Raw genomic sequence first — 15,164 nt, 5'->3', positions numbered from 1 at the left:
CGGGGTGGAGCAGCCTGGTAGCTCGTCGGGCTCATAACCCGAAGGTCGTCGGTTCAAATCCGGCCCCCGCAACCAATCATTTAAACACCTGAAAGGGTGTTTTTTTGTTTCTGACGTTCCTGAAACCTCGTTAGTCTCTCTCCTGCCCTGAAAAGTGCACGGATAGCCGTAACTACCCGCAAACCGTTACCGATGGGCCAGCGCCGCCCCACTCTTCACATAAGCCTTAATGCCGTCCAGAATCGCCTCCGCAACCTGATGCTGATAGCGGGTGGTTCGCAACTTACGCTCCTCTTCCACATTACTGATAAACGCGGTCTCGACCAGAATAGACGGGATATCCGGGGCTTTCAGCACCGCAAATCCAGCCTGATCCACGGTACGTTTGTGCAGATGATTGATGCGCCCCATGCGATGCAGCACCTCTTTGCCAAACTTCAGGCTGTCATGAATCGTCTGGCGCTGCACCATATCGAACATGGTGTGATCAAGATAGCGGTCGCCGCTTTTGCTGACGCCACCAATCAGATCGGATTCATTCTGGGTCTGCGCCAGGAAACGGGCTGCCGCCGAGGTCGCACCGCTGGTTGATAAGGCAAACACTGACGAGCCGCGAGCTGCACGGCTGGTAAAGGCATCCGCATGGATCGAGACAAAAAGATCAGCGCGCTGTTTTCGGGCTTTCGCAACCCTGACGCGCAGCGGAATAAAGACATCTTCATTACGCGTCATATAGGCTTTCATATTGGACTCTTTGTCGATCAGCGCTTTGAGCCGCCGTCCAATCTTCAGCACAATATCCTTCTCGCGGGTCTTATATTTGCCGTGCGCACCCGGATCTTCCCCGCCGTGACCGGGATCGATCATGATAATGATCGGACGATCGCGCCCCGCTTTACCTGGCAAGGGTGCCTGCACGCCTTCATCTTTCTCCAGATCACCCTGGTTATAGTCTTTCAGCAGGGCCAGCAGAGGATCATCTTCTATCGGGTTCTGACTCGGATAGAGGTCGACCACCAGCCGGTGATTGATCCCGGCGACCGGCGAAAGGTTAAAAATCTTTGGCGCAACGTTGCGCTTTAACTCCAGAACGACGCGCACTGTATTGCTGTCGAACTGGCCGACCCGGGCATTTTTAATAAAAGGATCGTCGACCCGTACCTGCTTATCCACCCCTTTCAGGGCCGAATTGAGATGCAGGCCCTGAATATCTATTACGAGCCGTTCGGGATTGCTCAGCGCAAACTGCTTGTATTTCAGCGCGACGTTTGACTCCAGCGTCATCCGCGAGTAAGTGGATGAGGGCCAGATACGCACCGCCACAATGTGGTTTTTTGCCGCCAGTCCTGTGCGGCTGACGCTTAACAGCAGTAAGGCGCCCGTCCCCTGTAAAAATCGTCTGCGTGAAAAATGGGAATTAACGTCTGACATGCCGCTCCAGCTGCTGTGTTATGTCTAAAAAAGCGCCAGTTAATAAAATGGCGGCGAAAACTTTATCCAATCCGTAGCATGATGTCACCCCGGAAACCCTAAATAATGCAGGCTGTTAGCGGCTTTGACACCCATAAAAACGTAAATTTTCGTCAGGATTAAGACTTGCAAAACCGGGCGTAAAAGCATAAAAATACAAAAAATACGAATAAACATTCACTGAGGGTTGGCCGTGAAGGAACGTAGTACCGAACTGGTTCAGGGTTTTCGCCATACCGTTCCCTATATCAATGCCCACCGGGGTAAAACCTTTGTCATCATGCTGGGTGGCGAAGCGATTGAGCATGAGAACTTCTCTGGCATCGTTAATGACATCGGCCTGCTGCACAGCCTGGGCATCCGCCTGGTGGTGGTTTATGGTGCCCGGCCGCAGATTGATGCCAGCCTGGCGCAGCAGCAGCTGGAGCCGGTTTATCATAAATTTACCCGGGTAACCGACGCGCAATCGCTGGAGCTGGTCAAGCAGGCCGCAGGCCGGCTGCAGCTGGATATCACTGCCCGCCTCTCTATGAGTCTCAACAACACCCCGCTGCAGGGCGCACATATCAATGTGGTCAGCGGCAACTTCATTATTTCACAGCCGCTGGGCGTGGATGATGGCGTGGATTACTGCCATAGCGGGCGTATCCGTCGTATCGATGAAGAGGCGATTCATCGCCAGCTGGATAACGATGCCATTGTGCTGATGGGCCCGGTGGCGGTGTCTGTTACGGGCGAGAGCTTCAACCTCACCTCGGAAGAAGTGGCCACGCAGCTGGCGATTAAGCTGAAAGCGGAAAAAATGATCGGCTTCTGCTCTGAGCAAGGCGTCCTGAATAGCGAAGGTGAAATTATCTCTGAGCTGTTCCCGAATGACGCGCAGGCCCGTATCGACGAGATTGAAAAGGAAGGCGATTATCTTTCCGGCACTGTTCGCTTTCTGCGTGGCGCGGTGAAAGCCTGCCGAAGTGGTGTGCGCCGCAGCCATTTAATCAGCTATCAGGAAGATGGCGCACTGTTGCAGGAACTCTTCTCACGCGACGGTATCGGCACGCAGATCGTTATGGAGTCGGCAGAGCAGATCCGCCGCGCCAATATCAACGATATCGGCGGCATCCTCGAACTGATCCGGCCGCTGGAGCAGCAGGGCATTCTGGTACGTCGCTCTCGCGAGCAGCTGGAAATGGAGATCGATAAGTTCACGATTATTCAGCGCGACAATCTGACCATCGCCTGTGCCGCACTCTATCCGTTTATGGATGAGAAGATTGGCGAGATGGCCTGTGTGGCGGTTCATCCTGATTATCGCAGCTCCTCACGCGGAGAGATGCTGTTGCAGCGCGTGGCGTTGCAGGCAAAGCAGATGGGACTGGAAAAGCTGTTTGTGTTGACCACGCGCAGTATCCACTGGTTCCAGGAGCGCGGCTTTACGCCGGTTGATATTGAGTCACTGCCCGAAAGTAAAAAAGAGATGTATAACTATCAGCGCCGTTCAAAAGTGCTGATGGCCGACCTCACCTGATTCACCGCAGAAGGGACAATCACCCACATCGTGATCTGTCCCTCTCTTCTCAGCGCGTTTCCGCCAGTCGCTCTACCAGACCGCTGAGCCGCTGCGTTTGCTGCTGCACGGCACGCTGAAACACGCCAGGTTCACTGTAAATAGTCAGTTGTTTACGCGCACGGGTAATCGCGGTATAGACCAGTTCACGGGTCAGAACCGGCAAAAACTGCGTGGGCATCACAAGCGCGGTGTGATCAAACTCCGACCCCTGCGATTTATGCACCGTCATCACCCAGGCGGTTTCATGTGAAGGCAACCGGCTCGGCTGAATTGCCTTGATCGACCCATCGGGTAGCGGGAAAAAGACTTTCAGGTTGCCCTCTTCATCCCGCAGCGTAATGCCGATATCGCCATTAAACAGGCCGAGTGCGCTGTCGTTTCGGGTAATCATCACCGGACGACCTTCATACCAGCGGCTACCCATGCCAGGACGCCGGATGCGCTGCAGTTGCATCAGTCGCTGCTCAATACGCTGGTTCAGACCCTGAACGCCAAAGGGTCCGTCACGTAACGCGCACAACAGCTGATAACGACCAAAAGCGGTTATGATCTCAGCGGGTGGTGCGTGCTGCCTGATGAGCTGCAGGAAGGGCTGGTAGCCCTGTGCGACTTCGTCCAGCATCCCCTGATACGCTTCTGCGCTGTTCAGCGGCTGGTAACTGACATCTTTATGGGCCGCTGCAAACACCGCTCTGACCCGGTCGGCATCACCCTGATTGATCGCTTTTGCCAGCTGGCCGATGCCGGATGCGGCGTCAAACCGATAACTCTTTTGCAGCAGGCAGATGCTGTCGCGCACTGCCGGTGCCTGCGCATCATCACTGCCCTGCAACGTGCAGCCGGTCAGCTGGGCGAGCTGTTCTGCCCGCGCCAGGCTGTAGCCGCTTTCCGTGCAGCGGCAGATATCTCCCAGCACCGCACCGGCTTCAACAGAGGCCAGCTGATCGCGATCGCCCAGAAACACTACGCGGGCATGGGCAGGCAGCGCGGCGATCAGTTTTGCCATCATTGAGAGATCGACCATCGACGCTTCATCGACAACCAGCACATCCAGATGCAGCGGATTACCGGCATGGTAGCGTAGCCGCTGGGTATCCGGCTGAGCGCCCAGCAGGCGATGCAGCGTGGTGGCTTCGGCAGGAAAACGCTGCCGTTCTTCGTCGCTGACGGCCAGATCCTGCAGTGCCCTGCCCAGCGACTCGGTCAGCCGCGCGGCGGCTTTGCCCGTCGGTGCCGCCAGCTGGATGCGCAGCGCACCCGGATTCAGTCGAATCAGGGCGGCGAGCAGTTTCGCTACGGTGGTGGTTTTGCCGGTGCCTGGCCCGCCGGAAATGACTGCCGTTTTGCGGGTCAGCGCCACTGCTGCAGCAATTTTCTGCCAGTTCTCTGGCTGGTCGTCAAACAGGCTGTTAAGGACATCTCCTGCGGCACGGATATCAAACGCGGTTTTCACTTCATGGGCAGCAAAAAAATCGACAATGCGGCCTTCGCTTTGCCAAAGCCGATGCAGATATAAACGCTGGTTGCTGAGCACCAGTGGTGTCACCCGGCTGCCATCACTCACCGCCGGCCAGTCAGCGAAGTGTGATAACCAGTCATCTGGCGCGCCAGCAGCCTGCCAGATCGCCTGGGCCAGCGCAGGCTGACGTCCGGCAAACAGGTGCGCTTCACAGAGATTGCTCAGCGGAAAACAGACGTGCCCTTCACCTGCCTCAGCGCTGACGCAGGCGGCAGCGAGCAGCCGCGCAGGCTGTGATTCCGGCACCACGAGTTGTGCAAACTGAATATCGAGCGGGCGCAGGAGACGCTTCTCTACTGCCTGCTGCAGCAGACTCAGCATGTCACTCATAACACCTCTCCGGTTTCACCAAACAGTGCATCGATCGCTTCCACAAAGACTTCGCCGGGTCGGGTGGCAAAAATGCCGTTGTCCGGCGAGCTGCCGTCCATCCCGCGTAAAAACAGATAAAAGACGCCGCCAAAATGTTGCTCATAGTGGTAGTCCGGCAGGCGATGTTGCAGATAGCGATGCAGCGCCAGCGTATAGAGCTGATACTGCAGATCATAACGGTGGCCGATCATGGCCTGCGCCATCGCCTCGGGTGTGTAAGCGGCATGGCTATCGCCCAGCCAGTTCGATTTGTAATCGAGCAGATAATATTTTCCCTGCCAGCGGAAAACCAGATCGATAAAACCCTTCAGCATGCCGCGCACCTGACGAAAATCCAGCGGGGCGGCCTGCAGAGAGAGGCTGTCGTGCTGGCGCAGCAGATCGTCAAGATCGGCCGCCGTCAGCAGATTGTTGATCGGCAAATAGAACTCCATTTCGATCAGTCGTTCGCTGCTTTTAATTGCCGATAGCGTCAGCCCTTCCGCGTTAAGCGGCGTATGCAATACCCGCTCAATCCACAGTTCCAGGACCGGTAACCAGTCTGACGGATAGCCATTATGCTGCAGCTGATCCTCCAGCCAGACGCGATCCGGCAGTTCGGTAAAGTCGATCGACTCAAACAAACCGTGCAGGAAGGTGCCCGGCGCCGCACCGCGCGGAAAATGGTGCGGTGTCAATGCAGCCTCTTCACCACTCTCGTCCTCGCCCGCCGCATCAATATCGAAGTTTGGCAATGCATCAAGAAGTGACGAGCTGTGATGCTGTTGCAGGCCGGAATAGCTGGTGACCCGCCAGGCATCCGCCAGTGCGCGGGTCACGTCGCGACTGCTCAATACCTCATTGCCGTGCTCAGCGTCCTGCCACCTTTCTCCCGGCATCAGATCGGCTTCAACCAGCGCAATCTCCTCACCGGTCAGCGCATTCAGTTTCTGGCTGAGCTGCTGCGCATCCGCCGCCTCACCCTGCTGCACCAGATACCCGAGCGCGCTTTTGTGCAGATCGCTTTCGCCCTCTTTTTTTCGCGTGCCTTTAATCAGCGGTGCAATGCCGACGCTGCAGTGATAGATCGAGCGGGTCAGCGCCACATAGAGCAGACGCAAATCTTCCGCCAGACGCTCCTCTTCGGCTAACGCCAGACTCTGTGCATCGCCCTGCACATCAAGCAGCGCCATGAAGTTGTCACGATCGTGATAAAGCGCGCTGGCCGCCTCGCGGAATCCGGCAGCAAACGGCAGCCATACCAGGGGATACTGCAGCCCTTTCGATTTGTGGATGGTGACGATTTGCACCAGATGGCGGTCGCTTTCCAGACGCAGCTGCTGGCTGGCGGCCTGGCTGTTTGGTCGGGCAATCTGCTGCGCCAGAAAACGCACCAGGGCGTGAGGACTCTCCAGCTGTACTGAGGCTTCCTGCAGCAGTTCACCCAGATGCATCAGGTCCGTCAGGCGACGTTCCCCGTTCTCCGAGGCCAGCATATTTTCCGCCAGCTGCCGCTTGATCATGACATCACGCAGCATCGGTAAAACGCCGTGCTGGTGCCACAACTGCTGCCAGACGGCAAACTGCTCCACCAGCGCATCCCACTCGCGTTCATTCTGTGTCAGCGCATCCAGCGTCGCGGCATCAATAGCAAAAATAGAGGTCGCCAGTGCGCTACGCAGCAGCCGTTCCTGTTCAGGAGCCTGAATCGCCTGAAGTAACCAGAGTAATTCGCGCGCTTCCGGCGTGGTGTAAACGCTGTCCCGGCTGGAGAGATAGACTGAGGGAATTGACAACGCATTCAGCGCGTCGCGAATCAAACCGGCCTCATTGCGACTGCGCACCAGCACGGTAATATCAGAAGCCCGCATTGGCTGTAGCGCGTCGCCTTTGCCCAGGCAGGCACGTCCCTGCTGTCCGGCCACCAGCCAGCGGCTGATATCCGCCGCACACTGTTGCGCCATAAACTGCTGGTAATCGCTGTTACCGACGCCCTCACCGGGCTGCAGCCAGAACCGCAACGCCGGTTGCTGCTGCTCGTCAAAAATCAGCTTCAATGACTGGTTGGGCGCAGCGGGAATTACCGGCTGAAAGGGGATCGCCGAAAACAGAAAAGGCGAATCGATCTGAGAAAAGAGGCGATTGACGCTCTCGACCATCTCAGGTGAAGAACGCCAGTTAGTATCAAGTGTGTAGTGAGCACTGACTTCGTTTCTGGCCCGCAAGTAGGTAAAAATATCCGCACCGCGAAACGCATAGATGGCCTGCTTGGGGTCACCGATCAGAAACAGCGCCTGTTCTGGCTGATTAATGTAGAGCGTACGGAAGATGCGATACTGCTGTGGATCGGTATCCTGAAATTCATCAATCAGTGCCACCGGGAAACGCGCCCGGATAGTTTCAGCCAGCAACACGCCGCCCGGCTGCTGCAACGCTTCATCCAGCTTACTGAGCAGGTCATCGAAACCTAACAGCGCACGTAACCGTTTCTCGCGCTGAACTGTGGCTCGTACATCGGTCAGCGCCTGCGCAATGATCACATCCCGCAGCGACAGCGGTTCTGCCAGAAACTGATCAACAGCCTCAAACAGCGAATGGCGCGGTGCTTCACCCTTTTTCGTTTTCTCATCAAGCACCTGCTGTCCAAAACGCTCCAGCTCTTTAGGCAACTGATAATCACGCGTTTCGCTGCTGGCCCACTGCGTGACGCGGGCGACCCAGTTGGGCAGGTGTTTACTGCTATAGCTACGCTTATCAACGCCAGATGCGCTGATCATCCCTTCAACATCGGCGCTCAGCGCCTGCCACTGCTGCTTCATGGCGTTGATGCGCGCCAGATTGCGGGCGTGACGTGACGCCAGATCCTCATCTGCAGCGGGCGGCCGTTTGAGCACTGGCGACTCACCCTGTAGCCAGGGGCGCAGTGTCGTCAGCAGGCTGTCGGGTCCGCTCCACTCTGCGGCGATAATCCGTGCCACATCCAGACTGAGTGGATAGCACTGACGCCGCCAGAAATCGGCAGTGGACTGCTTGAGCAGTGCCTGTTCATCTTCTATCAACTCCTGCTCGAATAGCATGCCCGATTCAAACGCGTTGAGATTCAGCATTCGCTGACAGAAGCCGTGAATGGTGAAGATGGCGGCTTCATCCATCTGGCGTTCGGCCGCCAGCAGCTGCGCAGCGGCCTGACTCAGATCGGGCATCTGCGCCAGCAGCAACTGGTGCATCGGATTGCGGCTTTCGCCGCGAATACAGGCCAGCCGCAGCTGATGAATATTTTCGCGGATGCGGCCGCGTAACTCCGCCGTCGCGGCCTCGGTGAAGGTCACCACTAAAATTTCTTCTACCGAGAGTGGCCGGCTATACGCGTTTTCGCCGCCCAGCCCCAGCAGCAGGCGCAGATAGAGCAGACCAATGGTAAAGGTTTTTCCGGTGCCTGCTGATGCCTCAATCAGCCGCTCGCCTCTGAGCGGCAGCGTTAAGGGATTCAGCGATACGGGCGGTAACTGCGTCATTGGGTCTCACTCTTAACCGGCAGCGACTGCTGCAGTTTCGCCAGTTCTTTCCAGGTTTTCCAGCCAGGCTGGCGGGCAAATTCAACCTTGCCGTTGCCGGTGCCGGCAATCTGTGACGTCATCACCATGCCCTTGTGTTCGATCACCGCCTGCCGGAAAAAGTCAGCCAGGCTGGCCGGGGTTAACCGCGCCACCTGCTCGGCCATTTTTTGCCGGGTGTTAAACAGATCATTCTGTCGATCAAAGTCGCGGCTATAACGGTCCGCTTCCTCAAAGAGCGTCTGAGGACGCTGCTGCAAATCATTGATCATCGCCTGCTGATACTGAACAAAGTCTGCCTGACTCATGCTGCGAAGACGCTTTTCTGCCTGCGGATAGAAGGCCTGATAGCGCTGCAATAGCCAGCCCGGTTGCTTGCTATTACTCTGCAGCAGGAAACCGATGCCCCACTGACGGCCCACTGGCATCTGGAAGGCAAAGACGGCATAGCCGAGCTGCTCTTTGGTGCGCAACTGATTGTAGAACCAGGGCTGCACAATCTGACTCAGCATAGAACTGTGCGCCATGCTCTGATATTCGCTGTATCCCAGTGGAACATAGAGCGCGGCAAGGGCGGAGTCAGTGCTGCTGCCCTGCTGTTGCAGGTTGGCTTTCATCGGTTTTTTAATGGCCACATACTGGCTGTGCCAGTCGCGGGTCGCATTACTCTGCACCTGCTGTTTAAGCTCATGTCCCAGTTGCTTCACACTCTCCGCACTGAGATTACCCACCACCAGCATCTCCGGGGTCGCGTCGCGGAACAGCGAGTCGCGATAGGTCGTTACATCCTTCAGTGTGAGCGTGCTCACCAGCTTGCGACGGGTTTCGCGCTGGGTATAAGGCAACTGTGAGAGCAACTGCATCGGCTGAATCGCCTGTTCAAACGCCTTGCCTTTCTCCGCCGCGTCCAGCCGCTCCAGATACCAGGATTTAGCCTGCGCCAGCTGCTGTTCTGTCGGCTGGAAGGTGGCATAGCCCTCTACCAGTTTCTTCAGCAGCGTGGGCAGGCGCTGAGTAAAGCCACTGGCGCTAAACACCAGCCCGTCATCCTCACCGGTTGAGAAGCTGATGCCGCCCACCGAGGCCTGTGAGTTTAACGTGTCCAGTGCCAGACTTGAGAGGTAGTCATTGAGGCCAAACAGCACCTGCTGGCGGGCGTCACTGATCGCATGCCGGTTACGTAACGCGAGGGTTATGGCCGCTTTGGGCTCGCTGGCATAATAGCGGCTGGGCATCCAGTAAATACGCATACCGTCTTCGTTATCCAGCTTCACCGGATGCTGATACGTTTTACCGTCTGATGGCAACAGGGTGAAGTCATCCGGGATATAGGGGTTCAGCACCGGCATCGCCAGCGAAATCTGACTGGCGCGCTGCTGCCAGTCGGCAAACGTTTGTGGCGTGATCTTCTCAACCTGATAAGGCGCTTCCACAAAATAGGCGGTTTTATTGTGCGGCTCCTGCGGACTGATGTACCAGATTCGCGCATGCTGCGGGGTCATCTCTTCAAGCCGGGATTTGATCGCCGCGGCATCGTACTGATCCGCCAGATAAGGTGCATCCAGCGTATCTTCCACCGGTACGCGCAGCATGGTATCAACCAGCCATTCAATATAATCCATATCGCGGGTAATAGAGGGGTAGCGGAAGTCGAGTGCCAGCACGTGTGAAACTTCGTCGAAATAACGCTTATCATCGCCCTGCTGACGCAGCAGATTGATGTAGCTGAAGATCGCCGCCACCACGTCATCACGCTGTGCCAGGCCTTTATCCGTGAGTGAGACGGTAATAGCAAACACGCCGCTATTACGCTCGGTCATTGGGTCCGCGCCTGCATTCACTCCATCAGCCAGTCCCTGTTTTTGCAGCCAGTCGGTGAGCGTGTTTTTACTGCGATTACTGATTAAGTAGCTAATCAGCGTGTCGGTTTTACTGCGGAAGCGATCGCTGTTGTTGGCAATGCGGAACTCAATTTTAAGCTGCTTGCGCGGCTGTGCAGGAACGTAATGAATAATGACGCCCTGCTGGGCATCGGTCACCACCGGCACCGTAATGTCTGGCACGCTGGCATTATGATTTTGTACCCGCCCAAAGGTTTTAGCTGCAATTGACGCCATTTCCGGCAGCGGTTTATTGCTGTAGATCACCGCCTTCATCAGGTTGGCGGAGTAATGAGTATGGTAAAAATCGAGCAGCGCCTGGTGCAGTTTGCTGCCGGGTTTATCTTTCAGGGTTTCAAGATTGCCGCCCGAGAAACGTGATGCCGGATGTGCCGGGTTCAGGGTTTCAGCACCGACCTGTGCCATACGCAGGCCATCACGCGAGCGGGCCATGGTCAGTTCCGCATTCACAGCATGGCGCTCACGGTCGGCATTAACCGGATCCAGCAGCGGCTCGGCCACGGCATCCGCCAGGCGATCTACCGCAGGCTCCAGCGAATCGTTTTCCACTTCAAGATAAAAAGCGGTGCGGTAAGAGGCCGTGCTGGCGTTGTGGCTGCCGCCATGCTTTTTCAGGAATTCAGCCAGATTGTCGGGTTGCGGATAATGTTTTGAGCCCATCAGCACCATATGCTCAAGGTAGTGAGCCAGCCCCGCCTGCTGATCGGGATCGTCCAGCGATCCTATCGGCAGCGTCAGCGCCGCCAGCGATTTCGGCGCCACAGGATCGGAAACCAGTAACACCGTCATCCCGTTGTCCAGCCGGATAGCCTGATAATGACGAGGATCCTGTTCACTTTTGTGAATGGTGTCGTTAACTGGCTGCCAGCCTGAAGATGTCTGCGCCTGTGCCGTGCAAGCCACCAGGCTTAACATTAGCGCCGCTATCCAGCGTGCGTGTACCCGCATGTAAACCCCTTTCATTTCCCGATAAGCCGCCAATATCGGACGCGGCGGCTCAAAGCAGAGCAAAATTGCTGTGTAATGAATCAGTTAGCAAAACGCTTTCTGATGGCTATTCATCATCCTGATGTGCAGCCAGCACCGGTAAATACCAGCGCTGTGCCGCCTCAGTTATCTGTTGTAATTGTGGCACATCCAGTACCCGGCAAAGACGTTGCAGATAGGGATCGCTGCCTTCACCCTCAACCTGATAGTTGCCAGACCAGGCCGTCAGCAGGCGATTGCGCGCCTTGAGCTGAGTCGCCTCATCAGTCAGCAACTGCTGACTTTTTTTGTCATAGCTGGCGGTGAGCCATGCGCCGCCGCTCCTGTTGAGCAGCATCAGCGGCTGACGCATACCGGCAAGATAGCCAGCGACATACTCATTCAGGGCAGCGATCGCCTCTTGTTGCGGTACGGCAAGGAAACACCAGCGGCTTTGCTGCCGGCCAAACATCCGGCTGCTGCCGGTGCCTCCCAGCGCGCAGTAAACCAGGTGCTCCAGCCAGAGCAGCAGTCCGTCGTTCATATTGAGCACGCCAGGTCGCCAGCGCAGTAATCCATCACCCTGCACCTGTGTCAGCCAGCCGGTTAAGCTGACCTGCTCAAGTTGCAGATTCACTTCCCAGCTCTCGCCGTCGCTGCGTTGCGTCACGACTTCTGCCGCCACTTCCTGCATCTCATCACGCTGCGCCTGCCAGAACAGCTCACCGAAGGCGCCATAAGGCAGATTGCCGGCCGCACGATGGTATGTATAGAGCCGCTGCGTATCCTCGCCTTCGACCAGAGCATTCAGCAATTGTGCGTTGATCTGATAACGTTCCAGGTTGTCGAGCGCAAACGGCTCGCTGTCAGGCAGTTCGTCCTCCTCCAGCCAGAAGCTCACGCCAAGCCGCTGATGAAACCAGGCACGCACCGGATGCCGCCAGAAGCGCAGAAGCGCCTCCAGTGTCAACGCATCCGTTACCGGCGCCTCAAGTGGCTGAACAAAATCGGGCTGGGGCTGCCCCATTCCCTGCGCGGCAGGCAGCCATTCACGCGCGAAACTCTGCAGTCTGGCCGCGGGCTTAAAGTTCTCCGCAGCAAAGGGCATCCGGCTGTGCAGGTGCTGCAAATGCATCCGCACCCGTTCAGCACTTTCATCCAGCTCAAGGTGCCCATCACCGTCCAGATAAAAACTTTGTCCGATGTACTCCAGTAATTCTGTGACCAGCACCGAAGGGTAGCGTTCCGTATTATCCTGAATCGCCCGGCCGATGTAGCTGATATAGAGCTGCCGCTGTGCCGAAATCATCGCTTCCAGGAAGAGGTAGCGGTCATCATCGCGGCGACTGCGATCGCCTTTGCGGGACTGTTGCTGCATCAGATCAAAGCCTAATGGCGCCAGGGTGCGCGGATAGACGCCGTCATTCATGCCCAGCAAACAGACCAGCTGAAAAGGGATGGAGCGCATCGGCATCAGGGTACAGAAGTTAATCTGTCCTGCCAGGAATCGCTGGCTGATGCGTTGCTGATCAAGCCGGCTACGCAGATCATCGCGCAACAGCGCCACCGGAATCGCCTCTTCAAACCGTGCATCCATGCCATATTCAATCAATTGCTGCCACTGCTCTTCCACCAGCAGCAAGGCGGCCTCGGTTTCTGCATCGGGGCTGAAAAAGGCGTTCAGCAGTTCCCGGCACAGGGGCAGCCAGGCCGCCAGTGGCCGCGGTTCAGCCAGCCGCTGTCGCCAGTGATTAAGCCGGGAGAGCAGCTCTGCCAGATGGCCCGCCAGTTCGCCTGCCAGACCGCCCGACTCGTCATAAGGCAGAATCCCCTCCCAGTCTCCATTGTGGCTCTCCATCGCATAGCCCAGCAGCATACGCTGCAGGCCAAAACGCCAGGTGTGCTGCCCGGTGACAGGAAGAGACAGGGCTTCAACACTGGCATCATCCAGCCCCCAGCGCACACCCGATTCGCTGACCCAGCGCCGCAGTAAGCGCAGGCCGCTTTCATCAATGGCGAAGTGGGAGGCCAGCGCCGGAACATCCAGTAGCGCCAGTACATCCTCTGAGACAAAACGGCTGTCCGGCAGTGCCAGCAGATGAAGAAACGCGACAATGGCCGGATGCGCCTGACTGGCACGGCGATCTGAAATGGCAAACGGCAGATAGCGATCGGCAGGTGCGTTGGCGAACACAGCCTGAATAAACGGGGCGTAGGCGTCGATATCCGCCACCATGACGATGATGTCACGCGCTTTCAGCGTCGGATCGGCCTCCATCATCGCCAGCAGATGATCCTGCAATACTTCAACTTCACGCTGCGCACTGTGACAGACCTGCACCGCAATTGAGCGATCCGCCGGATCCAGGCAGCGCTTCTGATCGCTGTGCGCCAGTTCCGCCGCATTCAAGCCGATAACGGCGTTATCCTGCAGATTGAGAAGATCGTGCTGCATGCAGTGCAGCAGGTTGTCTGGCTCGACATCCACAAACGCATCGATATCGTCGTTAGAGTCCATCTGACTGAGCAGAAACAGGTTATCGCGCCCAAGCTTGCCCCATGAGGCGAGCAACGGATTGGTCAGCTGCTGTTCGCCCGCGTCGTTAAACAGCGCGGGTGCCTGCTCTGCATCCCGGAAGAGTCCGCGAGATTCATCAGCACCATGACGTCGGCGCTGACGGCTTTGCAGTTTTGCCAGAAACGCATAGTCCTGAATGTCGCCCCAGTAATCGCGGCAGGGATTGGTGAACAGCAGATGGATGTCGATGTGCCGTCCCAGCGCCTGCAACGCCTGCAGGTAAACCGGCGGCAGCGCAGAGATGCCACAGATGAAGACGCGTTTGGGCAGATTTTCCGGCGTGCTTTTCGCCTGCTCAAGCGTCTGGATAAATCGTGAATAGAGGTTGGCACGGTGCCATTCAGGCTGCCCCAGCGCTTGGGTATAACTCACCAGATCGCGCCACAGTGCGGCCTGCCAGCGCTGCGCCTCGCCCAGCCCCTCAATGGTTTCGCCACGCTCCCAGCTATTGAGCCAGTCGGCGCGATAGACCAGATACTGGTCGAACAGATCGGCTACGCGGGCGCTGAGCTGAAACAGCTTTCGCTTATCCCCGTCGTCATGGAGATAGTGGCGTAAAGAGGTGAACTCTTCCTGCTCCAGCATCACCGGCAGCCGGTGCATCAGCTTCCAGCCCATGCTGGCCTTACTGAAGGCACTTTCAACCGGAACATCAGGCAGAACGCGGACGAACATCTCCCAGATAAAACTGGCAGGCAGCGGGAATTCGATATTGGCCGCAATACCAAAGGTTTGCGCCAGCTCCATTTGCAGCCACTGCGCCATCCCCGGGCTCTGCACCAGCACCATTTCTGAGGCGAAAGGATCATCAAGAGGATCATGTTTAATCACCGCAGCCGCCAGAATTTTCAGAACATCAAGCTGATTTGAGTGATAAACGTGAAACATGAAAACTCCTGTGATAACTCAGAACATGACTGCGGTATTGCGGCACTCACTTTACCGCGTATCGCCGTTGAAACCCATCAAAAGGGCGATCCGCGACGTTTAACAACGCAGGCGTGTCAGGCTGGCACTACGCTGATAAGGCCCCGTTACGTCAGCCCGCTCCAGAGTGCAGCCTGAGGGACTGCTCTGCTCTTGCAGCGTGGATTTCCAGCCTGCCACTTCATGCCCTGCCAGACGTTGCTCAGCAACCCGCCATGCCTCACGCTGATACCATTGCTGGCTGAATCCCACTGCCAGTGCGCGATGATAGTGAAACAGGGTGCTGCTGCTTAATGCCATTAACAGCAGAGCAAACAACACTTCCGGCAGGCTG

The 15,164-nt window shown here is 56.9% G+C and carries 7 protein-coding genes; 1 reads left to right on the top strand and 6 read right to left on the bottom strand.

The window, feature by feature from the left end:
* Positions 1–186 precede the first annotated feature (186 nt).
* Complete coding sequence (amiC, locus tag Q7C21_RS20020; RefSeq protein ID WP_003853935.1) at positions 187–1,431, bottom strand: N-acetylmuramoyl-L-alanine amidase AmiC; 1,245 nt, start codon at positions 1,429–1,431, stop codon at positions 187–189.
* 232 nt (positions 1,432–1,663) lie between these two features.
* On the opposite strand from amiC, the gene argA reads away from it, so the two are divergent.
* A complete protein-coding gene (argA, locus tag Q7C21_RS20015; protein ID WP_003853937.1) occupies positions 1,664–2,992 on the top strand; it encodes an amino-acid N-acetyltransferase in 1,329 nt (442 codons plus the stop codon).
* A 49-nt stretch (positions 2,993–3,041) separates the two neighbouring features.
* Here the strand turns inward: argA and recD are convergent, their stop codons facing one another.
* The 5 genes from recD to Q7C21_RS19990 form a co-directional block, all read right to left on the bottom strand.
* Positions 3,042–4,883, bottom strand: coding sequence for an exodeoxyribonuclease V subunit alpha (gene recD, locus Q7C21_RS20010; RefSeq protein ID WP_375151053.1), 1,842 nt, complete (start codon positions 4,881–4,883; stop codon positions 3,042–3,044).
* Positions 4,880–8,419 carry an exodeoxyribonuclease V subunit beta gene (recB, locus tag Q7C21_RS20005; protein WP_375151052.1) on the bottom strand — a complete coding sequence of 1,180 codons (3,540 nt, stop codon included), beginning with the start codon at positions 8,417–8,419 and terminating at the stop codon, positions 4,880–4,882. Before recB ends, recD begins: the two co-directional genes overlap by 4 nt.
* Positions 8,416–11,307 carry a pitrilysin gene (ptrA, locus tag Q7C21_RS20000; RefSeq protein WP_008925650.1) on the bottom strand — a complete coding sequence of 964 codons (2,892 nt, stop codon included), beginning with the start codon at positions 11,305–11,307 and terminating at the stop codon, positions 8,416–8,418. Before ptrA ends, recB begins: the two co-directional genes overlap by 4 nt.
* A gap of 106 nt (positions 11,308–11,413) precedes the next feature.
* On the bottom strand, positions 11,414–14,791 hold the full coding sequence (gene recC, locus Q7C21_RS19995) for an exodeoxyribonuclease V subunit gamma (RefSeq protein ID WP_375151051.1): 3,378 nt from the start codon (positions 14,789–14,791) through the stop codon (positions 11,414–11,416).
* Positions 14,792–14,890: 99 nt separating this feature from the next.
* Positions 14,891–15,130: a prepilin-type N-terminal cleavage/methylation domain-containing protein gene (locus Q7C21_RS19990; protein WP_314510525.1), complete on the bottom strand. Its 240-nt coding sequence runs from the start codon at positions 15,128–15,130 to the stop codon at positions 14,891–14,893.
* Between the last annotated feature and the right edge of the window lie 34 nt (positions 15,131–15,164).

The sequence above is a fragment of the Pantoea sp. ANP04 genome (assembly GCF_041982285.1).
Lineage (GTDB): Bacteria > Pseudomonadota > Gammaproteobacteria > Enterobacterales > Enterobacteriaceae > Pantoea > Pantoea eucalypti.
The sequence above is the reverse complement of the archived record's forward strand: the minus strand, read 5'-3'. Positions and strand labels throughout refer to the sequence as shown.